This window comes from Streptomyces odonnellii (genome assembly GCF_000981895.1).
Lineage (GTDB): Bacteria > Actinomycetota > Actinomycetes > Streptomycetales > Streptomycetaceae > Streptomyces > Streptomyces odonnellii.
Map to the genome: position 1 here is coordinate 1 of NZ_LATD01000282.1, position 23,190 is coordinate 23,190.

General features: G+C 69.4%; 26 protein-coding genes and 1 pseudogene. 16 read left to right on the forward strand and 11 right to left on the reverse strand.

Translation table 11 applies throughout. The annotated features are described in order from the left end of the window. Positions 1-218: 218 nt before the first annotated feature. The 3 genes from WH07_RS24625 to WH07_RS24635 all read right to left on the reverse strand — a co-directional run bounded on the left by WH07_RS24625 (position 219) and on the right by WH07_RS24635 (position 1,627). On the reverse strand, positions 219-782 hold the full coding sequence (locus WH07_RS24625) for a hypothetical protein (protein ID WP_046504131.1): 564 nt from the start codon (positions 780-782) through the stop codon (positions 219-221). A gap of 34 nt (positions 783-816) precedes the next feature. Then, positions 817-1,269 (reverse strand): hypothetical protein, encoded by a 453-nt coding sequence (locus tag WH07_RS24630; protein ID WP_046504134.1) that lies wholly within the window; start codon positions 1,267-1,269, stop codon positions 817-819. A 151-nt stretch (positions 1,270-1,420) separates the two neighbouring features. Next, the gene (locus WH07_RS24635; RefSeq protein WP_046504136.1) at positions 1,421-1,627 is read right to left on the reverse strand and encodes a hypothetical protein; all 207 of its coding nucleotides are present in this window, start codon (positions 1,625-1,627) and stop codon (positions 1,421-1,423) included. Positions 1,628-1,764: 137 nt separating this feature from the next. On the opposite strand from WH07_RS24635, the gene WH07_RS41995 reads away from it, so the two are divergent. From WH07_RS41995 to WH07_RS24655, 5 genes are all read left to right on the forward strand, one after another. Beyond that, positions 1,765-2,325, forward strand: a complete 561-nt coding sequence (locus WH07_RS41995) for a DUF7134 domain-containing protein (protein WP_332836371.1) — start codon at positions 1,765-1,767, stop codon at positions 2,323-2,325. After that, positions 2,289-2,903, forward strand: coding sequence for a sensor histidine kinase (locus WH07_RS42000; RefSeq protein WP_332836372.1), 615 nt, complete (start codon positions 2,289-2,291; stop codon positions 2,901-2,903). The genes WH07_RS41995 and WH07_RS42000 overlap by 37 nt, the downstream gene beginning before the upstream one ends. 10 nt (positions 2,904-2,913) lie before the next feature. Beyond that, on the forward strand, positions 2,914-3,627 hold the full coding sequence (locus tag WH07_RS24645; RefSeq protein ID WP_046504185.1) for a response regulator: 714 nt from the start codon (positions 2,914-2,916) through the stop codon (positions 3,625-3,627). A 466-nt stretch (positions 3,628-4,093) separates the two neighbouring features. Continuing rightward, complete coding sequence (locus WH07_RS24650; RefSeq protein ID WP_046504139.1) at positions 4,094-5,374, forward strand: cytochrome P450; 1,281 nt, start codon at positions 4,094-4,096, stop codon at positions 5,372-5,374. Between the two features lie 262 nt (positions 5,375-5,636). After that, a complete protein-coding gene (locus tag WH07_RS24655; RefSeq protein WP_046504142.1) occupies positions 5,637-6,053 on the forward strand; it encodes a hypothetical protein in 417 nt (138 codons plus the stop codon). 242 nt (positions 6,054-6,295) lie between these two features. Here the strand turns inward: WH07_RS24655 and WH07_RS24660 are convergent, their stop codons facing one another. Then, complete coding sequence (locus WH07_RS24660; RefSeq protein ID WP_046504187.1) at positions 6,296-6,691, reverse strand: hypothetical protein; 396 nt, start codon at positions 6,689-6,691, stop codon at positions 6,296-6,298. A gap of 488 nt (positions 6,692-7,179) precedes the next feature. Here WH07_RS24660 and WH07_RS24665 point away from each other — a divergent pair, with 488 nt between their 5' ends. The 9 genes and pseudogenes from WH07_RS24665 to WH07_RS24705 all read left to right on the forward strand — a co-directional run bounded on the left by WH07_RS24665 (position 7,180) and on the right by WH07_RS24705 (position 14,195). Further along, the gene (locus WH07_RS24665; RefSeq protein ID WP_046504145.1) at positions 7,180-7,362 is read left to right on the forward strand and encodes a hypothetical protein; all 183 of its coding nucleotides are present in this window, start codon (positions 7,180-7,182) and stop codon (positions 7,360-7,362) included. A gap of 135 nt (positions 7,363-7,497) precedes the next feature. After that, positions 7,498-8,073 carry a MauE/DoxX family redox-associated membrane protein gene (locus tag WH07_RS24670; RefSeq protein WP_046504147.1) on the forward strand — a complete coding sequence of 192 codons (576 nt, stop codon included), beginning with the start codon at positions 7,498-7,500 and terminating at the stop codon, positions 8,071-8,073. Between the two features lie 43 nt (positions 8,074-8,116). After that, on the forward strand, positions 8,117-8,671 hold the full coding sequence (locus WH07_RS24675) for a TlpA family protein disulfide reductase (protein WP_046504150.1): 555 nt from the start codon (positions 8,117-8,119) through the stop codon (positions 8,669-8,671). Positions 8,672-8,676: 5 nt separating this feature from the next. After that, complete coding sequence (locus tag WH07_RS24680; RefSeq protein ID WP_332836373.1) at positions 8,677-10,578, forward strand: ABC transporter ATP-binding protein; 1,902 nt, start codon at positions 8,677-8,679, stop codon at positions 10,576-10,578. After that, entirely contained in the window at positions 10,575-11,135 is a 561-nt protein-coding gene (locus tag WH07_RS24685; RefSeq protein WP_198533885.1) for a S26 family signal peptidase, read from the forward strand. The genes WH07_RS24680 and WH07_RS24685 overlap by 4 nt, the downstream gene beginning before the upstream one ends. Before the next feature lie 166 nt (positions 11,136-11,301). Further along, positions 11,302-11,997 carry a GNAT family N-acetyltransferase gene (locus WH07_RS24690; RefSeq protein WP_063775819.1) on the forward strand — a complete coding sequence of 232 codons (696 nt, stop codon included), beginning with the start codon at positions 11,302-11,304 and terminating at the stop codon, positions 11,995-11,997. A gap of 322 nt (positions 11,998-12,319) precedes the next feature. Beyond that, positions 12,320-12,886: a snapalysin family zinc-dependent metalloprotease gene (locus WH07_RS24695; protein ID WP_046504155.1), complete on the forward strand. Its 567-nt coding sequence runs from the start codon at positions 12,320-12,322 to the stop codon at positions 12,884-12,886. A 237-nt stretch (positions 12,887-13,123) separates the two neighbouring features. Next, a pseudogene (locus WH07_RS24700) lies at positions 13,124-13,639 on the forward strand (alpha/beta fold hydrolase); the annotation flags it as partial. 22 nt (positions 13,640-13,661) lie between these two features. Next, positions 13,662-14,195 carry a TetR/AcrR family transcriptional regulator gene (locus WH07_RS24705; protein WP_046504157.1) on the forward strand — a complete coding sequence of 178 codons (534 nt, stop codon included), beginning with the start codon at positions 13,662-13,664 and terminating at the stop codon, positions 14,193-14,195. Between the two features lie 427 nt (positions 14,196-14,622). On the opposite strand, the gene manD is transcribed toward WH07_RS24705, so the two are convergent. The 5 genes from manD to WH07_RS24730 all read right to left on the reverse strand — a co-directional run bounded on the left by manD (position 14,623) and on the right by WH07_RS24730 (position 20,050). Further along, the gene (gene manD / locus WH07_RS24710) at positions 14,623-15,837 is read right to left on the reverse strand and encodes a D-mannonate dehydratase ManD (protein ID WP_046504161.1); all 1,215 of its coding nucleotides are present in this window, start codon (positions 15,835-15,837) and stop codon (positions 14,623-14,625) included. A 66-nt stretch (positions 15,838-15,903) separates the two neighbouring features. Next, the gene (locus WH07_RS24715) at positions 15,904-16,758 is read right to left on the reverse strand and encodes a carbohydrate ABC transporter permease (RefSeq protein ID WP_046504164.1); all 855 of its coding nucleotides are present in this window, start codon (positions 16,756-16,758) and stop codon (positions 15,904-15,906) included. Beyond that, positions 16,755-17,714 (reverse strand): carbohydrate ABC transporter permease, encoded by a 960-nt coding sequence (locus tag WH07_RS24720; protein WP_046504166.1) that lies wholly within the window; start codon positions 17,712-17,714, stop codon positions 16,755-16,757. The genes WH07_RS24715 and WH07_RS24720 overlap by 4 nt, the downstream gene beginning before the upstream one ends. Then, entirely contained in the window at positions 17,714-19,021 is a 1,308-nt protein-coding gene (locus tag WH07_RS24725; RefSeq protein WP_046504169.1) for an ABC transporter substrate-binding protein, read from the reverse strand. Before WH07_RS24725 ends, WH07_RS24720 begins: the two co-directional genes overlap by 1 nt. 240 nt (positions 19,022-19,261) lie before the next feature. Continuing rightward, positions 19,262-20,050, reverse strand: a complete 789-nt coding sequence (locus tag WH07_RS24730) for a FadR/GntR family transcriptional regulator (RefSeq protein ID WP_046504171.1) — start codon at positions 20,048-20,050, stop codon at positions 19,262-19,264. Positions 20,051-20,472: 422 nt separating this feature from the next. Between WH07_RS24730 and WH07_RS24735 the strand changes: the two genes are divergently transcribed. Further along, a complete protein-coding gene (locus WH07_RS24735; RefSeq protein ID WP_046504173.1) occupies positions 20,473-20,946 on the forward strand; it encodes an SRPBCC domain-containing protein in 474 nt (157 codons plus the stop codon). Positions 20,947-21,036: 90 nt separating this feature from the next. On the opposite strand, the gene WH07_RS24740 is transcribed toward WH07_RS24735, so the two are convergent. Continuing rightward, positions 21,037-21,522: a carboxymuconolactone decarboxylase family protein gene (locus WH07_RS24740; protein WP_046504177.1), complete on the reverse strand. Its 486-nt coding sequence runs from the start codon at positions 21,520-21,522 to the stop codon at positions 21,037-21,039. A gap of 181 nt (positions 21,523-21,703) precedes the next feature. Here WH07_RS24740 and WH07_RS24745 point away from each other — a divergent pair, with 181 nt between their 5' ends. Next, on the forward strand, positions 21,704-22,642 hold the full coding sequence (locus tag WH07_RS24745) for an RNA polymerase sigma-70 factor (protein WP_046504179.1): 939 nt from the start codon (positions 21,704-21,706) through the stop codon (positions 22,640-22,642). 88 nt (positions 22,643-22,730) lie between these two features. Here WH07_RS24745 and WH07_RS24750 read toward each other — a convergent pair. Further along, positions 22,731-23,190 (reverse strand): discoidin domain-containing protein (locus tag WH07_RS24750; RefSeq protein ID WP_046504182.1); only part of this gene is annotated, 460 nt, incomplete at its 5' end.

Genomic DNA, 23,190 nt, shown 5'->3' on the forward strand with positions numbered 1-23,190 from the left:
GCCGTAGGCCGCGGCTGGAATATGGTCCCCATCGTTGATGATCCCCCCCGCCCCTCCGGCCCTGCGACTTCCCCTGTCATCAGTGTCGTCGGATCCGCCCCGGGCCACCAACCGGTCCTTGTGCAGGCCGCGTACGACAACCGGCGTCAACCTGTGCCCACCGCCTCCGCGATGGCCGGGTCGGAGCTCCTCAGCTCCTCCAACCGGCGCCCGACCGCTCAGGGTTGCTTCTCGACGTCCTTCACCGAGGTCGGCCCCAACTGCTTGGCGCTGGCGTACTCCGGCATCGTCATGGGTTTGTCGAACAGGAAGAACGACTGGTTCGTACCGACCGTGAACTCCATGTACGCGCCCGTCGTGGCATCGAAGCCGTAGTAGGCGTTGCAGGTGGAACCGGACGAGTACGTACCGTCCATGCCGGGCTGCGCGAGGACCGCGATGCCGCCGGAGGAGGACTCCACCCTCTCCGTCGGAGTGAGCATCTTGCAGCGCGGCACCGGCAGGCCCTTCATGATGAAGTACCCGTACTCGCCGTTGGCGTTCTGGATGTAGACGTACGAGAGTTTGCCCCGCTTCCCCCACGTCTTGATCCACTGGTTGATCGCTTCGCGGGTCGGCGAGTAATCCATGCGGCCCGCCGGCTGCTCGGCCACGAGGCGGTCGTAGTTCTCCTGCTTGGCCTTGTTCTCCTTGTCCTGGCTGGAGTCGGTGCAGGACGTCAGGGCGAGGCCCACAACGAGCGCGACGACGGTGGCCAGGGCCATGCGTACGGACTTCTTCATGCGGTGCTGCCCTCTTCCCGGGGTGAGATGGCGATCAGTTGGCGCACGTCGTGCGCTCGGCGGTGGCGTCCAGCCGGTACGGCAGATCCTTGTCACGGAACGGCGCGCGGTGCTCCTGGGCGGCCTTCGAGTTGTAGGCGTTGACCGACTCGATCCTCGTGGCCTTCAGCGCGGTGATCGACTGGTCGATCTGCGTCGTGCGCGTCTCCGAAGCGGCCTTCCGCTCCTCCTGGAGCGCTTGGATCGTCCCTTCGGCGTTCTGCACGGCCGCGCACAGATCGAAGAACTCCTCGTACGTGGTCTGCCTGAACTCGCCCGAGCCGACGGTGTTCTCGCGGTTCTCCGCCTCACCGCGGAACGGGGCGCTGATCCATCCGGCGCCGCCGAAGGCGAACGCCCCGATCAGGTACAGCACCGCCAGGCCGACGACCCCGTAGACGGCCCAAGCCCCAAACCGTGCCCCCTCGCGTATCTGTCCCATGGCCATCCCCCTTCACAGGTGGTTACGCAGCGTGGAACCACCTTCCGTGAAGGAGGACACGGCGCCTGGTGAAACGGTTCCGCCACGGACCGCCTGTCCGGTACGACGCTTCGCAACGGCCAAGGCTCAAAAGGGAGTTCGCCCCACTTTGCGGCTTCTACTCCTTCGGGGCCCTCTGCACGGCGGTGCCCACGGCGATACCCAGGACGATGAGCGCCATGCTGATGTAGATCTCGTAGCCGTCGACGTACAGATGCCTCATGAAGCCCATGAGCGGGATCCACTTGCCGAAGGCCTCGTGGACGATGCCCTGCAGGCCGCCGACGATGAACGTGAAGCTGATGAAACCGAGAATGCCCTTCATGCCCTGAACAGTAGAAATCCCTGTTCAGGGCCGGTATCGGTCATTGGTATACGGGCGCGGCGGGCTTGTAGTCCGAAAGTATCGCCCCTGCTGCACACACGACCCGGCGGCTGCGCAGCAGACGTAGATTCGGCGGTATGCGCAATCGCCGCGACTGGTTCGTCGACATCGCCTTCTTCCTCTTCGCCGTGGTCTTCTCCGTGGTCACGGCGGACTCGGTGCACCTCGACGAGAGCATGTCCGGCGGCGAGCAGATCGCCGACCAGGTAGCCGGCGGGCTGGCCTGCGCGTTGGTGTTCCTGCGGCGGCGGTGTCCGGTGCGACTCGCCGTGGTGCTGATGCTGGCCGGGACATATTTCCACCATCTGACCGGGGCAACGCTGGTGGCGCTGTTCACAGTTGCGGTGCATCGGCGACGGCGGGTCACCGCCTGGGTGGCGGCGGTCGCACTGGTGCAGTTCCTCGTGTTTCTGGCGCGGGGGCCGGACACGGCGTCCGAAGCGGCCAGTTCGGCCTTCACCTATTTCGCGCTGGTGGCGGGCGCATCGGCTGGGGGCTGTACGTACGCTCCCGGCGGGCGCTGGTCGCGTCGCTGGAGGAACGCGCTGCCCGAGCTGCCGACGAGGCCCGACGACAGGCACGGGAGGAGATCGCCCGGGAGATGCACGACGTCCTCGCCCACCGGCTGTCGTTGCTGAGCGTGCATGCGGGAGCGCTGGAGTTCAACCCGAGCGCCTCCGCGGCAGACATCCGGCACGCGGCCGAGGTGATTCGCGACAGCGCGCACCAGGCGCTCCAGGACCTGCGCGAGGTGATCGGTGTCCTGCGGGCGCCGACGGCGGGCCCGGACGGGCGCGAAGGGTGGCCGCAGCCGACGCTGGCGGACGTGGGGCGGCTGGTGGCGGAGTCCCGCGATGCCGGGATGGGCGTCACGTACCAACAGGAGGCCGGGGATGCGGACACGCTCCCCGCCGCCACCGGTCGAACCGCGTACCGCATCGTGCAGGAGGGTCTGACCAACGCCCGCAAGCACGCGCCCGACAGCGAGATAACGGTCGCCGTGTCGGGCCGGCCCGGAGAAGGGCTGACGGTGGCCGTGACGAACCCGCTCCCGGGCAGCCCGGGAACAACGATCCCGGGTGCGGGGCAGGGCCTGATCGGGCTCGGCGAACGCGCACAACTGGCCGGCGGGCGGCTGGAACACGGCCCTCGGGGCGGCTCGTTCGTGCTGCGCGCCTGGCTGCCCTGGGGCGGCACCGAGGCGGTGGGCCGCTAACGTGACCGTCATGATCCGAGTACTCCTGGTCGACGACGACCCGCTGGTGCGTTCCGGGTTGCGGCTGATGCTCGGAGGCGCGCCGGATGTGAAGGTGGTCGCCGAGGCCACGGACGGGGCTGAAGTGGCGGCGCTGGTGGCCGAACACTCCCCCGACGTCGTGCTCATGGACATCCGGATGCCTGGCATGGACGGCCTCGCCGCCACCGAGGCGTTGCGGGCCCGCCGTTCCCCGGCATCTCCGGGAAGCCCCGTACCGGAGATGCCCCATCCCCCCGAGGTGCTGGTGCTGACCACGTTCAACACCGACGAGCACGTGCTGCGAGCGCTGCGAGCGGGCGCCGCCGGCTTCGTGTTGAAGGACACCCCGCCCCAGGAGATCGTGGCGGCGGTACGGAAGGTGGTGGCGGGCGAGCCGGTGCTCTCGCCCGCGGTGACGCAGCGACTGATCGCGCAGGTATCGGAGGGAACGGACGGGCGCGAGACCCGGGCCGAGCGGACGCGGGCCGAGCGCGCTCGGGCGCAACTGGCGCTGCTCGGCGGCCGGGAGCGGGAAGTGGCGGTCGCGGTCGGACAGGGCAGAACCAACGCGGAAATCGCGGCAGAGCTCTACATGTCGGTACCGACCGTCAAGACGCATGTCTCGCGCATCCTGGCCAAGCTGGACCTCAACAACCGCGTACAGATCGCCCTCGTGGTGTACGACGCGGGCGAGGCACGCTGAGCGCTGGGCCGCACCGGCCGTGGCCGGAGCAGTCGGACGACGTCGGAGCCGCACGCGAGCACGGCGTCACCGACTCCCTCGCCGGAACCGGCATCACGTGATGAGCGGACAAGGGCTGCCGGGGCGCCGACGCCACGCCACCGTCCGCCCCGTACCCCCGTTTTCCCGCCTGACCGACAACACCTGACTCGACATCACCTGATGTCACAGCATCCGGCGAAAGCTCAGGACGCGATATTGCCGCGTGCAAGAGACCGTGGCACGATCGAAAAACTATTCGCCCTGATGGCAGTGAGGTGTTCATGAAACGGACACGACGCCTGGTGGCTCACCTGGTGGGCCGGAAGCGGGTCAGCGGACGCTACATCTACTGGCCCTACCACGCTCGGTAGCCCAACCGTTCAGCGAAGAACGCCGATCGCAGGATCCCTCCGCGAGGGGTCCTGCGATTCACCGGGGAGGGCGCATGGCGCACGGCGAGAAGCTCAGATGGCCGCCGGGCCCGCGCGGGCACTGGCTGAGGGGCAACACCCGCGAGTACGAGGCCGACCGGATCGGCTTCCTGCGCCGCTGCCACCGAGAGTACGGTGACGTCTTCTCGTACGACGAGCACACGCTGTTCGTGATCGACCCGGAACTCACCCATGAGGCGCTCGCGCGCACCGGCGAGGCCTTTGTGACCGAGCTGGCGCCTTTCGACATGCGGCGGGATCTCGACCAGGCCAGCGCACACGCCACGTCCTGGATGTCCGAACGCCGGGCCGCGTGGCCGGGACTCAACCGTACGGCAGCGGCCACGACCGACGACCTGACGGTCGCGGTCCTCGACGCGGTCATCGCCGACGCCGCCGGCCGTGATGTCGACGTACTCACCATGATGCGGACGCTCACCGCCCGGACGATCGCCGAGTACTGCTTCGGCGCGGACTCCGCCGGCATCCCCGATCTGCTGCACGAGACCGTACGCGTCACCCAGCCCTTCGCGGAGTCGTCGCACGAGTTCCCCGCGTGGCTGCCACTCCCCCGCCATCGCCGCTTCTTCCGTACCTACCGGCGCCTGACCGAAACGCTGACCAGCCTGGTCCGGGAGCGGCTCGCGTACGCGTCGAAGTCCGACGCGCCCCGGAACGACCTGCTCGGCTTTCTCCTCGCCGCCGAACCGGCCCCGCCCGTCGACTCCGTGGTGTCGACGCTGCACAGCGTCCTCATGGGCGGCCACGGTGTCCCGGCCGCCGCCCTCACCTCCGTCGTGTGGGAACTCGCCCGCCGCCCCCGGCTCGTGGACGAACTCCGCGAGGAGGCGAACGGTGCGGCGGACGGCGGCGCCCCACTGGCCGAGGCAGTGGTGCGGGAGACGCTCCGGCTGTATCCGCCCGCGTGGCTGATGACCCGTACGGCCAGTACTGCGACCACGCTGGGCGACTGGTCGCTCAGCCCCGGTGACGACGTACTGCTCAATCCCTATCTGATCCACCGGGACCCCCGGTGGTGGCCCCGACCGTACGAGTTCGAGCCCACCCGATGGCTGGACGGACGATCGGCCCCCGGACCGGCCTACCTCCCGTTCGGTGCCGGACCACGGGTATGCCTGGGCGCGGCGCTGACCATGCGACAGCTGACGCTGACCACCTCCCGGCTGGCACACCGCTTCACCATCGAATCACCGAACGCCACGTCGGTGACACCACAGTTCGTCGACCGCCTGGCCCCCGCAAACCTCAGAGCCCGCTTCCTGCCGACCGGGTAGGGGTAACGGTCGCGGGTACGCCGAGCGGTGGCCGCACTTTCTCCAGCCCTTCCCCCACCCTCAGACTTGCGGTCAACCGCCTTCTTCATCATCCAGAGCGACGAGGGGAACTGACGCGGGTTCGGGGAGCACGTCATGCAATGTGCCCCCGCCACTTGCTCATCTGTCGGAAGCTCGACCGGCACCCATGGAACCTGAACCTCCACACCGTCGATCAACGCGGCTGGTGAAGCGTTACCCTCATCTCCTTGAAGGGGTGGGGATGGATCAGGACGTCTTCAAGTCCATCAGGTACTCGGCGGGGTGCCAGGACTGCGGTGCGGAGCTGGAGTGCTGGGGCGTCCAGGCTCTGGTGCACGGCTCCTTGCGCTGGGACACGGAAGTCCGCTGCGCAGCCTGCAGGTTCACCGTGGCCATATGCGGTGGCGAACTGCCCGTCGAACTGCGGGAGAGACTGCTCGCAGAGCGTGGACCAGCCCGTATCTGGGTGAACCCATCAGCGAGGAGCGCCGCGATCATGCGGGTGCTGCGGTCAGAACTTGGCGTCGGCCTGGCGGAAGTCAAGTCCTTGCTGGGGAAGGTCTTGGCGGGAGCGCACTCGGGAAGGATGCCTGAGATGGAGCTCCTCGCCCGCAAGCTGCGGGCGTCTGGCATCGACGCCGTTGCCACCCGCCCATAGGGTCCGGACCTGCCGTTCAGTCGTTACTCCGGCGTTTGATGCCGACGTTGCGATGTGCGGGTCGGATGTAAGGCTCGCCGGCGGCGAGGACTCGTCCATCGCCGCAGCGAGTGGTGGACCGCCGGTTCTTCGATCCGAGTGGTCGTCCTGGCCCGGGCCGGGTGGGTTTCGGGTACGGGCCGGTGTGCCCCTCTTCGCCCGCAGGTTCCTGCACCCACGTCGGACGCGGGTGGGCGGCCGTCTCACGGCTCACGCTGGTCCAGTACGCGATCGCGGTACGTCCGCCAGGCGCCGAAGGCCGACTGAGCGGAGTCCGCGGTGAGGAAGTCTCCGGACCCGGTGTCGAAGGCCCGTGACTTCAGTGCATCGGCGACCGCGAGGGCTGCATGACCTGCTGCTTCGCTGTCACCACGGATGAAAAGGCTGACTCCTGCGACTGGCGCGTCGTCAGCCTCGTCGACCGGAGTGCTGATGGAGAAGCCGGGACCCTCGTAATCGCCCCACCCGCCCTGCGAGTACTCGATGCCCGGCAGCACCTCTGCAAGGACAGCGCGAACGTCCCGGCCCACTCCCAGGCTCGGCGGGTCCCAGTCCTCGGGTATCTCGTCCATTGCCCTGGCCTCGGGCGGAAATCGCATGATGAAAACGTCCCAACTCACCCGCCCAACCTACGCGCCGACACCGACACTCAGCCGGTCGCAGAACCAGCCCCCTCGTTACAGGACAAGCCAAGGGTTTGTCCGGCAATGCCGGGCAGTGGCGCCGGCCAGCTACGAACCGACGGCAGGCCGAATGCGATCCGGAACCTGATCACCCACAACACCGCCGACCGGTTGACGATTCGGTGCGCCGGCCTCCTGCCCACTGCGCCGGAGGGCGAGCGCCCTTGGGTTACTCGGGTCTCGCGTACCGGCTCTGGTCAGCCGATTCAAGGTTTCTCGAAGGTTCGTGGCAGGTCTGGCCCGCACAGTGGTGATCGCGGTGCCCCTTCGGTGCCGGACCGCTGGTCTGTCATGCGGTTCGGTTCAAGGGGCCCGTCGGATCGGCTCGCCGTAAGCGAACGCCGGTGGCGCCGATTCTGTACACGGTCCTGTTGCGATCACGATCAAGGAAAAGGAGTCAGGAGATGTACCAGAAGCTGGAAGCGCTGGGGAGCAGCCTCCTCGAGCGGTTTGTGCCGAAGGTGGAAGCGGCGGCTGCGGCACAGGCATGTAGCTGGAAGTACTTCCCCTCCTGCTACCAGTGCAACTACCGCCCCTGCTACTCGTACTGCTGCGACGGGGCCGGCTGCCTGCAGGTCCAGTGCTGATCCACGCCACTGCCGGGGCACCCGCGCCGATGAGCGTGTGACCCCGCTGTGCGGCCGCTGCGGTGCCGGCCATGCCCATATGGCCTGCTCGGCACCGCGGCGGCACCGTTTCCGGCCGACCGCTGGGGAGTTGTGGTGACGTACGTGGAATTCGGGGTCCGGTGCCTCATCGGCACGGTGTTCCTGGCCTCGTCGCTCGGGAAATCGGCGGGCCGACGGGCCTTCGGGGAATTTGTCGGCGCCGTGCGCGCCATTCCGGTGCCCCTCGGTCCGCTGCCGGCCGGACCGGTGGCGGTCGGAGTGCTGATCGCCGAGTTCACGGTGGCGGCGCTGCTGCTCACGCCGTCGCCCACCCCGGCGGTCGTGGGCGCGCTCGCACTCGCCTCGGGGCTGCTGACCGTCTTCACCGTCGGCATCGTGATGTCCGTCCGGCGCGGGCTGGCCACGCCGTGCCGGTGCTTCGGGGCCTCTGCCACGCCGATGGGGATCCCGCATGTCGTACGCAACGGCGTGCTCCTGACGGCCTCACTGACGGGGGCCTGGACCGTCGCCACGGTACGTCCCGCCTCGGCCGAACCGCTCGGCGCCGTCGCCGCCTGTCTCGCGGGACTCGCCCTCGCGGGCTTGGTGACGACGTGGGACACCATCGCGGAACTCTTCCGGCCGGTGGCACGGCCCCGCCCGTCCCGTCGGTCGCCCGGTCGGACCTGAACCGACCGCCCCCCGCATCCCTTCCGAACGATAAGGAGTCCCCATGCCTCTCCTCGTAGCACTCGTGGTGCTCGTGGGGGCGCTCTGCGTCCTTGATCTGGTCCTCACCGTCGGCGTCATCAAGAGGCTGCGTGAGCACACCGAACTGCTGACCGCTCCTCCGCCGGAACCCGCCGTGGCGGTCGGAGAACGCGTCGGCGACTTCGCCACGACCACCGTCGGTGGTGCGGCACTCGGTCCACAGGACTTCGCCGGTGAGACCCTGGTGGCCTTCTTCTCGCCCACGTGCAAGCCCTGCAACGAGAAGCTGCCCGACTTCCTGCGGTACGCCAAGACGCCGATGGCCGGCGAAGCGAGCCCGGTGGCCGTCGTGGTCGGCGACCCCGCCCAGGCGAACGACTTTGCCTCCCGTCTCGCCCCGGTGGCACGGGTTGTCGTGGAAGGCCCGGGCGGTGCGATGGGCACGGCATTCAAGGCCGACATGTACCCGACACTGCTCAAGGTCGCCCCCGCGGACGACGGTTCTCTGGTGGTGACGGACAACGCCGCGGCGCTGGAGCCGTCCGCGGCGATCGCCGCACCCGTTCCGGCGCGGTGAGGCCGGTGAGGGGGAACCGGCTCGCGCGCACCGTCACCGACGGACGGCCCGCGGGAGAAAAGGAAACGGTCTCGGCCGTCACCGCGCGCCACGCCGTGGCGGCCCTCTCCCTCACCGCGACGGCGGCGCCCATGACACTGCTGGGGTACGTCGCCCTGGCTCTTGTCATCGGTGTACTGCCGGTGGGCGCCGCCTGGCTCACCAAAGCTCTGGTGGACGGGCTTATCTCCCGCCCGCCGACGGGCCATACGGCGACCGCCGCCGGACTGGCTCTGCTGGGCGCGGTCGCCGCCACCGCGCCCCACCTGAATCAGTGTCTGCGAGCCGCGCTGGAGCGCGAGGTCGGGCTGCTCACCCAGGACCGTCTGTTCCGCGCGGTCGAACGATTCACCGGCCTCGCCCCGTTCGAGGACCCCCGTTTCCTCGACCGGCTGCGACTGGCGCACCAGGTCGGCGGTACGGCCCCCTGCCGTGCCGTCGACGGCGCCATCGGAGGTCTCCAGGCAGCGATCACCGTACTGGGATTCCTCGGATCGCTCTTCCTGCTGGGCCCGTTGATGGCCGCACTGGTCCTGGCGGCGGGACTCCCCACACTGGCCGCCGAGATCGCGCTGTCGCGGCGCCGCGCCCGGATGCTGTGGGACATCGGGCCCGTCGAACGCCGGGAGTTCTTCTACAGCCATCTCCTCGCCAGCGTCGAAGCCGCCAAAGAGGTACGGCTCTTCGGCACCGGCGGCTTTCTGCGTGGCCGGATGACGGCGGAGCGCCGCCGCGCGAACACGGCACGACGCACCGTCGAGCGACGCGAGGCCACCACGCAGTCACTGCTGGGGCTCCTCTCGGCCTCCGTGGCCGGCGCCGGCCTGCTGTGGGCGGTGTTTGCCGCCGCACACGGATCACTGTCGGTCGGAGCCGTCGCCATGTTCACCGCCGCCGTCGCCGGCATCCAGGGCTCGCTGGCCTCGCTCGCCGGCGAGGTGGCGAGAACCCATCAGTCACTACTGCTCTTCGACCACCACCTGGCGGTGACGACGGCCGCTCCGGACCTCCCGGTGGCTGCCCGGCCCGTACCGCTCCCACCGCTGCGCGAGGGAATCGAACTGCGCGACGTGTGGTTCCGCTACTCCGACGAGCACCCATGGGTGCTGCGTGGCGTCACCGTCCGGATCCCGCGGAACACCTCGCTCGCGCTCGTCGGCCTCAACGGCGCGGGCAAGTCCACGCTGGTGAAACTGCTGTGCCGGTTCTACGACCCCACGCGCGGGCAGATCCTGTGGGACGGCACCGACATCCGCGACGTGGATCCGGCACTGCTGCGCGGACGGATCGGCGCGGTGTTCCAGGACTACATGCAGTACGACATGAGCGCCGCCGACAATATCGGCCTGGGCGATCTGAGCGCCTTCGAGGACCGCGGGCGCATCGTGGCCGCGGCCCGGACCGCAGGCATCCACGATGTGCTGGCCGGACTGCCCTGCGGCTATGACACCCTGCTGACCCGCTTGTTCTTCCCCGAGGCCGAGGCGGCCGATTCCGCAACCGGGATCGAGCTCTCCGGCGGCCAGTGGCAGAGGCTGGCGCTGGCGCGTGCCCTCCTGCGCGAACGCCGCGACCTGATGATCCTCGACGAGCCGTCCTCCGGACTCGACGCCGAGGCGGAGCACGAGATCCACCGGTCCCTGCGCAAGCACCGCGACGGTCACACCAGCCTTCTGATCTCCCATCGGCTGGGCGCCGTACGGGAAGCCGACCTGATCGTGGTGCTTGCGGACGGACGTGTCGTCGAACAGGGCGACCACGACGCCCTGATGACCGCGGGCGGCGCCTACGCACGGCTGTTCACCCTGCAGGCCTCCGGTTATCGCACCGGGCCCGCACTCCCCGCCCCTGCCGGAGGCCGACAGTGAGTCCGCTCGTCCGCTCCGCCGCACGTCACAGTGTCAGCCTCCTCTCCGGCGGCGCCGCGGCACTCCTCTTCACCGGGAACCCGTTCCCCGCTCTCGCCTGCGGCGGGCTCGCCGTGACACTCGGCCTCGCCCTGGCCGCCACCGGGGCACTGGCCCGCACACTGGTCGTGGTCACCGTCCAGGGCAGCAGTATGGAACCGGCCTACTACGACGGCGACCGTGTGCTGGTACGCCGAGGAGCGCCGCCGGAGCCGGGACAGGTCGTGGTGATGGAACGGCCGGCCGCCGGGATCGGCTGGACCGCGCCACCCGTGCCCACCGGAGCCGACCCCGCCACGGTCTCCGCGCGGCAGTGGCTGATCAAACGCGTCGCCGCGGTTCCCGGCGATCCGGTGCCGTACGAGATGACCGTCGCGGGCGAGCGCTTCCCGCACGTCCCCACCGGCCGCGTCGTACTCTTCGGGGACAACCGCGCGGCCAGCCACGACTCCCGCCAGATGGGCTACTTCCCGGTCGAACGGCTGCTGGGCGCAGTACTCCGCCCTCTCCCTCGGTGACCGCGTCCCCCGGTCCGCCCACGCTGGAACCTCAGTGCACGGGTGCGGTGCGCCAGGGTACATTCGCGGCGGGTCCGCTCGTTCATGGTGCCGCGGCGGTGCTCGGGGCTTTTCGGTGGGGGCGTTTATGTTCTGGTCACGTCTACGGCGCAGGCGGGCAGCGGTCATGCTGCCGATCCCCGGTCCATGCGGGCACCACCGGCACACCATCCGCACCGAGCGCCTGCTGCTCTACACACCTGACGATCTGATGGACCTGGCGGCCGTGGCGGCTGCCGGTTCGGACCCTCAGGCCCAGCGGTGGCTTGGGTTCACTTCCCGGGATGTGGTGGCGGAACCCCGGGTCAGACAGGCTCTGATCGAGATGCGCCCCGGCGACAACCACACGGTTCTGTCGTCACTTCCCGGGTACACGGCCGAGCCGTACGAGCCGCTGCGGCAGAAGGATTTCGTGCTGCTGGTCGCCGTACGCCTGGACGACGGCCGATACGCGGGCTGCGTCAAACTGGCGGTCGACGAGGGGACGATCGGCGGATGGCTGGCGCCTCATTCCCGTGCACAGGGCCTGGGCGCCGAACTGTTCGGGGCGGGAGCGTTGCTTGCCCACGCCCACCTGGGGCTGGACAGGGTGCGGGCAGGCACGGAGGTGGGCAACACGGCGAGCCGGCGTGCCCTGCTCCGAGCGGGTTTCATCCCGGACGAAGGACCGGACCGGCACACGCTGCCGGACGGCCGGGAGATCGACGTCCGCTGGCTCCAGCACCTGACCGGACCCGTCTCCCTGTGCCGCGGCGCCGGGCCCGAGAAGAGGCAGACACCGGCAGTGACCTTCGCGCACCTCACCGATTCCGAGTCGCACTGACGGTATGTCAGCTCCGGCCGCGTCTTGCCCCGGGTGGGGCTCCTCGCGGAGCAGATCCGGTCGCAGCCCGCAGGTCGAGCGCGGGGACCGGAGCCGGCGCCCCAGCGCTCTGCGACGTGCCCGAGGTCATCGCGGCGGGCAGCGGCTGGTGCCGACCCAACGGTGACCTCGCCCTCGCGGGAGGCGCGCGGCCTTCCAGGACGATGGCCGGGCTTGGCCCGCTGTGACCGCGTGCCTGATTGACGGATTGGTGTCACTCCCCGCTGGGCAGTGAGCAGAAGTCATGTCATGTGCACGACTACCTGCTGTATGGAGGCCGACCATGCACGTCCGTACGTTGACCAGCGGACTCACCGCCGCCGTGGCCGTGACCCTTTCCCTGATGGGTGGCCAGGCCGTCGCCGCCCCATCGGCGGACGCGGACAGCGCGGTAGCCGCGCGTGTAGTCACCTACGACGCCAGCGGCTCCGCGGAGTTCAGGTCCGCGGTCGACCGGGGCGCGGCGATCTGGAACGAGAGCGTCGACGCTGTCGAACTACGGCCGGTCGCCTCCGGGCAACGCGCCAACATACGGGTCCTGGCGGACAACGGCTGGCCCCGCGCCATCACCACCTCCCTCGGCAATGGAACCGTCTACATCGGACGGCAGGCGGTGAACGAGGGACACAACACCATCCGTATCTCCTCCCACGAGCTGGGCCACATCCTGGGCCTGCCGGACCGCAAGCCCGGGCCCTGCTCAAGCCTGATGTCCGGCTCCAGCGCCGGGACTTCGTGCACGAACGCCTACCCGAACGCGGCCGAGAAGACCGAGGTCGAAGGGAACTTCGGCGGTGCGCTCGCGCGGACGCCCGCAGCGGTACCGTTCAACGTCATGATCGTGGACTGACACACGGCACGGAATCCCAAGCGGAAGTGACCGCCCCGGAGCGCAGACCGCGCTCCGGGGCGGCTTCAGTACGCGGGCCCGCTCACCCGACTGAACGACCTCACCGAAGCACCCCGGGCCAGGCACCCGAAGAACGCCGCCGCGCGCCGCCTCCTCCGCCCGCCACGTCTTCTCCGTCCGCCACGTCGGCGCCGGCGGCCGTGACCTGCGCGGACAGGGTCCGAGCCGGGACCGTTCCCCTCCATGATCACCGCGGCTGTCGTACTGGCGCCGTTCACCCGCAAGCAGTCGATCCGCCTCGGCGACCTGCGGGTGAAGCGCTTCCGGCAAGGCATGCTGCGGCTGCTCGGCACGGGCGCGTTCGGCAGTGTGCCGCTCTGGCTCTCGTACCTCGACCTGGCCTACCCCGGCGTGAAACCGGCCGACTGGAACGAGCGGCTCGGCCGCATCGACTCCCTGCTGCGCGAGCCGGGACGGATGAAGGCCATGCAGAACATGGGCCGCAGCGCCCCCACCGACGCCGGCGCGCAACTCGGCAATGTCCGCTGCCCGGTCCTGGTCGTGATGGGCACGCTCGACCCCGACTGGGGCGACCCGCACGCCGAGGGCTCGGCGATCGTCGACGCCCTGCCCACCGGCCTCGGCCACCTCAAGATGATCGAAGGCGCCGGACACTACCCGCACAACCAGTTCCCCGACCAGGTGGTCTCGCTCGTCCTCTCCTTCCTCCGAGCGGACGCCGCCCGTGCCTAGGGCCGGCCTGGACCCGGCAGCCGTGGTCGCGGCCGGCGCCGCCCTCGCCGACGAAGTGGGCCTCGCCAACCTGACCATGGGCCTGCCGGCCACGCGGCTGGGGGTGCGCACCCCGTCCCTCTACAAACACGTAGGCGGCCAGGAAGACCTCAACCGGCGCATCGCGGCCCTGGCACTGAGCGAGGCCGCCGACGCCGTCGGCAGCGCGGTCCAGGGATACGCGGGCCGCGACGCCCTGGCAGCCGCGGCACTTGCCTTCCGTGCCTTCGTCCTGGAACACCCCGGCCGCTACGCGGCGACGCTCGGCATGGAACCATCCGGCCCGCAGGACTCACTCGCCACCGCGGGCCGGCGGCTGCTCGACGCGTTCACCACGGTCCTGCGCGGCTACAACATCGAGGAACCCGACGTGAACCACGCCCTGCGCATGCTCCGCAGCCTCTGCCACGGCTTCGCCACACTCCAGGCAGCCAACGGCTTCCAGTGGAGCACCGCCATCGACGAAAGCTTCGATTGGCTGATCACCTTCACCGACCAAGGCCTGCGCACCATCTGAGAACACCGCCCCCACCGACAGCAGGTCGGGGACGATTGAGCGCCTGCAAGCAGCGATCGTCCTGCGAGCCGAGGGCAGCATCCACCGGTTTCATGAGGCCGTCCGCCTTGCCTTGGCGGACTGGCGCGACCTCCTGGTCGCGGCCGAGTTGGCTCACGAGAGCTGGCCCGATCGGTTGCGCGCCGAACTGGGCACCGAGGCGGCTCGTTGACCCGTGGCGCAGACCGAACTCCGGCCGGCAGTGCCCCGAGCACCTCGAACAGCGTCAGAGATAAGTCAGTCGCGCCCGCCCCGGCACGAGCGTGCCCTTGACCCGGCGGACCGCCCCGGTCTCCGCCATGTCCTCACGGTTCCACGGAAGCGGGAACGGGGGCCTGAGTACGAGTACCCAAGCCCCCGTGATCCATTACGAGTCATCCGCGGCCGGTCACCAGTCGTGGACCGTACCGTCCTGAAGGCGGTTCACCGGCAGATACGCCTGCCGGTACGGGTGCGCCGCGGCCAGGTCCTCGTCCAGTTCCACCCCGATACCGGCCGCCTCACCCGGGTGCAAGTAGCCGTCGGTGAAGGTGTAGGCGTGGCGGAAGACCTCCTGTGTCAGGGCGTTGTGCCCCGAGTACTCCTGGATGCCGAAGTTGTGGACCGCCAGATTGAGATGGACGGCTGCCGCCATACCGACGGGCGAGATGTCCTCCGGCCCGTGGATACCGCTCTTGATCTGGTACTGGGCCGCGAAGTCGAAGAGTTTACGCAGAGGTGTGACACCGCCGAAGTGGGTGACGGCGGAGCGCACGTAGTCGATCAACTGCTCGGTGATGAGTGTCTGGTAGTCGTGGACGGTGTTGAAGACCTCGCCGATGGCAAGCGGAACGGTGGTGTGCCGCCGCACCAGCCGCAGTGCCTCCTGGTTCTCGGCGGGCGTGCAGTCCTCCAGCCAGAACGGGCGGTACGGCTCCAACTCCTGGCCGAGCCGGGCGGCCTGAATAGGTGTCAGCCGGTGGTGCGCGTCGTGGAGCAGTGCCAGATCCGGCCCGAACTCGGCGCGTACCGCCTCGAAGACCCGTGGGATGTGGCGCAGATACGCCTCCGTGTCCCAGTCCTCCACAAGAGGCTTTGCCCCCTGGTGCGGTACCGGCCTGTCGTCGGTGTCCGTGGCGTGCACCCCGTACACCGACTTGAGGCCGGGGATGCCGGTCTGGATCCGGATCGCCGGATACCCCTCGCTCAGCCGGGCCCGCACCGAGTCGAGGAGTTCGGGGAGGTCCCGGCCCTCCGCATGGCCGTAGGTGCGGATACGGTCACGGCTCGCCCCACCGAGGAGCTGGTACAGCGGCAGCCCGGCCGCCTTCGCCTTGATGTCCCACAGGGCCACGTCCACGGCGGCGATCGCGGCCATCGTGACCGGGCCCCGCCGCCAGTACGCGCCTCGGTACAGCGACTGCCAGGTGTCCTCGATCCGGTGGGCGTCCAGCCCTATGAGCAGCGGTACGACATGATCCTCCAGGTAGCTCACCACGGCGAGTTCACGGCCGTTGAGCGTGGCGTCCCCCAGGCCGGTGAGGCCCTCGTCGGTCGTCACCTTCAGGGTGACGAAGTTGCGTCCGGGACTGGTGACGACGACTTTCGCGTCGACGATCTTCATGTGTCTGCTCTTTCCGAGCCGGTGCTGTCCCGGCTGCGTCAGGGAGGTGAGGGGAGGAACGACCGGTCAGCCCTTGGAGGCTCCCGAGGTCAGACCGGCCACGAGGTACTTCTGGCCGACGACCGCGGCCACCACGACCGGCACCGTGATGAGGGTGGCGGCCGCCATCAGGCCGCCCCAGTCGGTACTCGCGTAGGAGATGAAGTTGAACAGTGCCACCGGCACGGTCTGGGTACGGTCGTCGGCGAAGACGAGCGCGAACATGAAGTTGTTCCAACTGAACACGAACGCCAGGAGCGAGGCCGTCGCCGTACCGGGGGCCGCCAGCGGCAGAGTGATCCGCCAGAAGGCGCCGAACGCGGAGAGCCCGTCGGTACGGCCGGCCTCCTCCAGCTCAACAGGAAGTCCCGCGAAGAAGCTGATCATGATCCACATGATCAGCGGCACCGACACGAACATCTGGCTGAGGATCAGGACGGTGTACGAGCCGACGAGCCCGATCTGCGCGAAGAGGTAGTACCAGGGAACGAGCAGGGAGATCGCGGGCACGATACGGGCGACCAGGATGAGGGAGCCGGTGCGGTGCATCCGGAACCGGCCCACCGCCCAGGCCGCCGGTACGGCGATGACGGCGGAGAGCACGGTGGAGACCACTCCGACCAGCAGCGAATTCCCCATCGACCGCAGGATGTGGCCGGCCTCCACGATGTTGCGGAAGTTCTCCAGCGTGGGCGAGAACCACAGTCCGACCCGGGGATCGGTCACCTGGACGTTCGTCTTGAAGGCCGCCGCGAACATCCACACGACCGGCAGCACGAAGATCAGTGTCACCACGGCGATGGCGACGCCGCGCAGCCGGCCCAGACCACGGCGGCGGCGTGTGCGCCCACCGGGCGCGGTGATGGCGTGGGAGGCGGTCATGCGGCGTCCTTCCTTCCGGAGCGGCGGCGCAGCACCACGACCACGCCGATGATGAAGAGCGTGAACAGCACCAGCACGGCCGCGGCGAGGCCGTACTCCTGGTAGTCGAAGGTGAGCCCGTAGGCGTACACGTTGAGGGTCTCCGCCTCGAAGTCCGAGCCGCCGCCCGGGCCCTTGGTGGCGTAGAGGATGTCGAACGTCTTGAGCGCGTCGACGGCGCGCAGTACGAGGGCGGTGCCGATGGCCGGGCCGAGCATGGGCAGGACGACATGGCGGAAGCGCTGCCAGGCGTTGGCCCCGTCGACGAGCGCGGCCTCCTCGGGCTCCTCGGGCAGGGTGGTGAGCCCGGCCAGCAGGAGCAGCGTCATCATCGGTGTCCACTGCCACACGTCGATGAGCATCAGTGTCGGGAGCGACTGGCTCACCGAGCCGAGGAATTCCATCCGGGGAAGTCCCACCGACGCGAGCAGATGGTTGGCGATGCCGTTGGTGGGGTCGAGGATGAGCAGCCAGAGGATGCCGATCGCGACGGGCGTCGTGAGGAGCGGGATGATCAGGACCGTCCGTACCCAGCGCATCCCGCGGAACGGTTTGCGCATGAGCATGGCGAGCGCCAGGCCCAGCACCGTTTCCAGCGCCACGGCTCCGACGGTGAAGATCACGGTCCGCTGCACGGCGGGCCAGAACCGGCGGGCGTCGCTGAGCGCGTCCACGAAGTTCCGCAGTCCCACATGGTGCTTCTGGGCGTTCACCGCGCCGAAGGCATCCGTGAGGCTCAGGTCGATGGTGAAGGCCAGCGGGAAGACGATCATCAGCCCGACAAAGGCCAGCGCCGGGGTGAGCATCACCCACTTCAGCCGCCGGTTGGCCTGTTCCACGGTGCGCGGAGCCCGGCCGCGGGGCGGACGGGCGGAGTCCCGCGCCGTCGCACTCGCACGGACCTCGGTGGTGGACATCAGGACTCCTTGTGACGGTTGTCGCGGACGAGGAAATCGGCGAACTCGGCGTCGGCGTCGCGGATCACCGGTTTCACCGGCTTGCCGAGGATCCCGGCCACCAGCGGGCGCCCGACGATGTCCCGGGCCCGGCCGACCTGGAGCACCTGGGGGCGGTCGTGCCCGATGCCGCGCTCGGCGTTGATCCGCATCGCCTCGGCGAGGTCGGGCGGGAAGGAGGCGAGCGTCTTGGGATCGGACCACACGGACTGCCGGGCGCACGGTATTCCCGCGGACTGGAGTTCGGCGGCCATGTCCGGGCCGGCAGCCCAACGGATGAACTCCCATGCCTCGTCGCGCAGTCGGGAGAAGGTGTTGATACCGAGGCTCCAGGACGGGATGTTGTGCGGGCGGGGGCCCGCGGGTCCCGCGGGGAACGGCGCGAAGCCGACGGCCTTACCCACCGAGGAAATGCCGGGATCCAGGAAGCTGCTGTAGATCGCGTCGGCGTCGATGTAGAACGCGGCCTTGCCCTGGGCGAAGATCGGCATGGCCTGTTCCAGGCTCATATTGGTGGCACCGGGCGGGCCCGCCTCATGGAGCAGCCTGCCGTAGTACTCGTACGCGGCGGTCGCGGCGCGACTGCCGATGCCGGACCTGCCGTTCACGACGAAGTCGCCGCCGTACGAGTAGAGATAGCTCGACCACTGGGAGACGGCGCCGCTGCGCTGGCCGCGGCCCACGTACCCGAAGAAGCCCTTGCCCGGGTCGGTGAGCCGTACGGAGGCGTCCATCAGCTCGTCGAGCGTGCCGGGAGGATCGGCCAGGTCCTTGCGGTAGTACAGCGCGGGGCGTTCCGTGACCACCGGGACGCTCAGCACCCGTCCCTTGGTCTCCGAAGCACCTCGGGGGGCCTTCTGGAAGTCCTGCCAGTCGAACTCCGCGTCGCCGTGGACCCGGTCGGTGAGGTCGGTGAGCCAGCCGTTGTGCGCGAAGACCGGCTGCTCCTGGAGGGCGCGGACCATCATCACGTCCACATCGGTGGCGGAGGCGTTGAGCTTCACGTTGTAGCTGCTTGCGAGCTGGTCCGCGGTGAGCAGGGTCATGGAGACCCGTCGTCCGACGCGCTCCTCGAACTCCTTCAGCCGGGGGCGGACGGCCTGAGACCAGACGTGATTGATCGCCATGATCCGCAGCGGTGTGTCCGCCAACGGTTTGCCGCCCCCGCGCGAACAGGCGCCGAGCGCTCCGGCACCGACTGCCGCAGCGGCGCCGGCGGCCAGTCTGCCGAAGCCGCGGCGGCTGAGGAGCTGGCTGCTCGTGGACATCCTCGTCCTCGTCTCTCTGCTGGTGATGCGTCCCGTACATCCGACCACTGGTCCAACTGGTAGGACCAGTTGGTTCGTGCAGGGACGTTAACAGGCCACGCGAGTGCTGACCAGACCTTGGACGGACCGACGACGGAGCGATCCGCTACCCGCCAAATGTGGGCATAGCCGACTTAACGCCCGCTCTATGGCGGGCGCTTGCGCAAAACGGGGCGGTACGGCGACCGGTTTTTCGGGTCCTTATCCGGCCTGGTGGTCGGATTCAGCCAGCAGCAGCTCGATGTGCCGCCGCGCCATGACATCCACCTGGACGTCGAGATCGGCGCCGTAGGTGCGCGTGCCGAGCAGGAGGTGCTCCCGCATGTGCGCGCAGGCCAGCTTCTCGTCGCGCGCGACGATCGCCTCGAAGATCTCCGGGTGGTGCGGCACCCCCGGCTCCTCGAGGGAGGGGTCCGAGTTGGAGCGGAGCATCATCTCGAACATCATGCCGCTGATCGACGACAGCATGATCCGCAGCACCGGGTTGCCGCTGGCGACGGCGATCGCGTCATGAAAGGCGACATCCGCGCGCGCCTTGGTGACCACATCGGTCGCCGACTCCAGTGTGTCCTGCGCCACACGCATCGCCTCGATGTCGTCCTCGCTGGCCCGCTGGGTCGCCAGCCGGATCGTCTCCACCTCCAGCGGCAGCCGGGCCTCGATGAGCTGGCGCACCGTGGGCCGGCCCGTCCTGTAGAGGGCGTCGTACCCGCGGGCGTGGCCGGACGACTGGTCCCGTACGAAGGAGCCGCGGCCCGGCGCCACCTCGATCAGCCGCTGCGCCTCCAGCCGCTGGAGAGCCTCCCGCACGACGTTCCGGCTGGAGCCGAATGTCACGGCGAGTTCACGCTCCGACGGCAGCTTGGCGCCGACGGCGATCACTCCGGACCGGATGTCATGCTCAAGTTGACGCGCGATGCGCTCGGTCAGAAGCCCGCTCCGGGCAGTGGCAGCGGCCCGGCGCGGCTGCGAGGACGGGGCAGGCGGCATAACCAGGAGGGTACAGCGTCTCCGAGAGGCTAGGTCCTGTCCGGTCGATCTTCGTGGATCAGACCGCGACGTCTGGTGGAGGGGGTCCCTCCCGTGCCGTTCAGGCCACGGGGGAGCATCGCAAGGCGGAGGATCGCCCGTGTACTGGACGTACTCGGGCGACTCCGACAACGCAGCGAGGTGCCGTGCCAGGCGTCGCGGGCCCGCGAAGATCGGCCGGACAGGGCCTAGGGCCTCTCGTTTCGTGAGCGCCATTTTCTGGACTCGCTGGTCCAGTTCCGGTTTTGCCCCATTGGACCCATGGCCCCGTGGACCACACCGGCTCCCACTATCGGAAGTGAACAGGGGCACGGCCGGGCAATGGAATGGGCGTCCTGCGGGACGTCGGCCGACGGGAGTGCCCGCGCGCTATGTTGACTCCCATGTACTCGACGCAGGTCTCCCGGCATGTGCGTGCCCCGCGTCCGGCCGTCTACCGGGCGCTTCTGGACGCGGACGCGATCGCCACATGGCGAGTGCCGGCCGGCATGAGCAGCCACGTGCACGAATTCGATGCCCGCGAAGGTGGACGGTTCCGTGTCTCCCTCACCTACGACGCGCCGACGGGCACGGGCAAGTCGGCCTCGCACACAGACACGTACCACGGCCATTTCGTGAAGCTCGTGCCGGACGAGCGGGTGGTCGAGGTGTTCGAGTTCGAGAGCGCGGATCCCGGGCTTCACGGCACGATGACCATGACGACCACGCTCACCGATACGGACGGCGGCACCGAAGTCCTCATTGTGCACGACGGGATCCCCGACGCCGTGCCCGCCGCCGACAACGAGACCGGCACGCGCATGGCACTGGCCGGCCTCGCCCGGCTCGTCGAGGCGAACGGGCGTCACACGAGCTGACACCGACCCGTGCGCGGGTCCGGGCCGGGATCACCGGTCGGGACCGGTCCGGGCCGGGTGATCCCGGACCGGGCCGGATTCGTCCGCCGGTCAGTTGAACGCGGCGGCGAACATGCCGGGCTCGTACGAACCTCCCCGCTGGTGCACGATCACGGCGAGCCGGTTGGCCGCGTTGATCAGGGCGACCAGGGCAACCAGCGCGGCGATCTGGTCGTCGTCGTAGTGCTCGCGCACCTGCGCCCAGGTCTCGTCGGACACGCCCTGATCGGCGTCGGCGAGCCGGGTGCCCTCTTCGGCGAGCGCCAGCGCGGCCCGCTCGGCCTCGGTGTACACGGTGGACTCGCGCCAGGCGGCGACCAGGTTGAGCCGGACCGAGGTCTCACCGGCGGCCGCGGCCTCCTTGGTGTGCATGTCGATGCACCAGCCGCAGCCGTTGATCTGGCTGGCGCGCAGCGACACCAGTTCCTGCGTGGACCTCGGCAGTGGCGACTGGTGGATCACCAGGCCGGCGTTGGCGAACCGCTTGCCGAACTTGGCGGCGATCTCGTTGCCGAACATGTCGAATCGGGCGTCCATGACTTCGTCCTCACTCACGGTTGTTGCGCTGACGAACACCAGATGCCGGCGGCCCGCTCCCTGTGACGGGGCGGTCGTGTGACGTGCGCCACCGCTCATCGGTGTCACAAAACCGCTGGGGCCGGCGTCCTGTGCGTACGGCAATACGGCACCGTCGAGCGCGAACAGGCAGGAGCAGCCGGTGAGAAGCGAGCACAGCGAACGCGCGCAGGCCACGTCCGGGCGCCTCGCCGACGACGGACGCGCGGACCCCGCCACGGAAGTGTTCGTCGCCCATCGGAGTCTGCTGTTCACCGTCGCCTACGAGATGCTCGGCTCGGCCGCCGACGCGGAGGACGTCGTGCAGGAGACCTGGCTGCGGTGGGCGGGCGTCGATCTCGGCACGGTACGGGACCGGCGTGCGTACCTGGTCCGGATCACCACACGCCAGGCGCTGAGCCGGCTGCGTACGCTCAGCCGCCGCAGGGAGTCCTACATCGGCCCCTGGCTGCCCGAGCCACTGCTCACCACGCCCGACGTGGCCGAGGACATCGAACTGGCCGACAGTGTCTCGATGGCGATGCTGCTGGTGATGGAGACACTCACACCGACCGAGCGGGTGGTGTTCGTGCTGCGCGACGTCTTCGACCTCGGGTACGAAGAGATCGCCGAGGCCGTCGGCAAGAACCCGGCCGCGGTCCGCCAGATCGCCCACCGGGCACGGGCACACGTCGCCGCTCGACGGCCCCGCGGGACCGTGTCCGCGGCCGAGACCCGGGACGCGCTCGACGCGTTCCGACGGGCGGCCGAAACAGGCGACCTGCAAGGCCTGCTCGACATCCTCTCGCCGGATGTCGTCCTCCTCGGTGACGGCGGCGGAGTCGCCCAGGCCGTCCAGCACCCCATCGTGGGAGCCGACAAGGTGGCCCGCCTGCTGGCCGCCGGGCTCGGCAGAATCCGCGCGGCGTCCATACGGCCGGTGCACGTCAACGCCCACCCGGCGCTGGTTCTCCGGCTCGACGGCGCGGTCGACACCGTCGTGGCCGTACGCATCGACAACGGCCTGGTCACCGGGCTCTACGCGGTACGCAACCCCGAGAAACTGTCACACATGGAGCAGGAAACCTCCCTGCGCCGCTGAGCCGGCAAGGGCGTGTTCCGAAGTCCCGTCTGCCTCGCGGGCGGACGACGCCTTCCGGAACACCCCCCAGGTCCTGTCCGGCCCCGTCTCAGTCCGCGTACACGCTCAGCCCCGAGAGCTGCCCCGCCGGCCAGCCCGTGTTGGCGGTGAACTGCACCCGTACGTAGCGGGCCGACGAGCCCGCCGCGAGCGGGATGGTCACCGTGTTGCCGGTCGACGGGTTGAAGACGTGCCCGGCCGAGGCACTCAGCGGGGACATGGCGCCGTCGGGGGCTGTCGAGCCGAGGACCGAGAGGGTCTGGGTACGGGTCGACCAGGCGGGGTTCGGGGGCAGGGACAGGACGACGCGCCTCACCGGGCGGGCCGTGCCCAGGTCGACCTGGATCCACTGCGGGAACGCGTTGTTGGCGCTCTCCCAGTAGCTGTTGCTGTCACCGTCGACGGCGTTGCCCGGGGCGTAGTTCTGCGTCTGGCTGCTCGCGCTCACCGGGCGGCGCAGCGCGAGGTCCCCGGTCGGCGGCGGGGTGGTGCCGCCCGGCGGGGTGGGG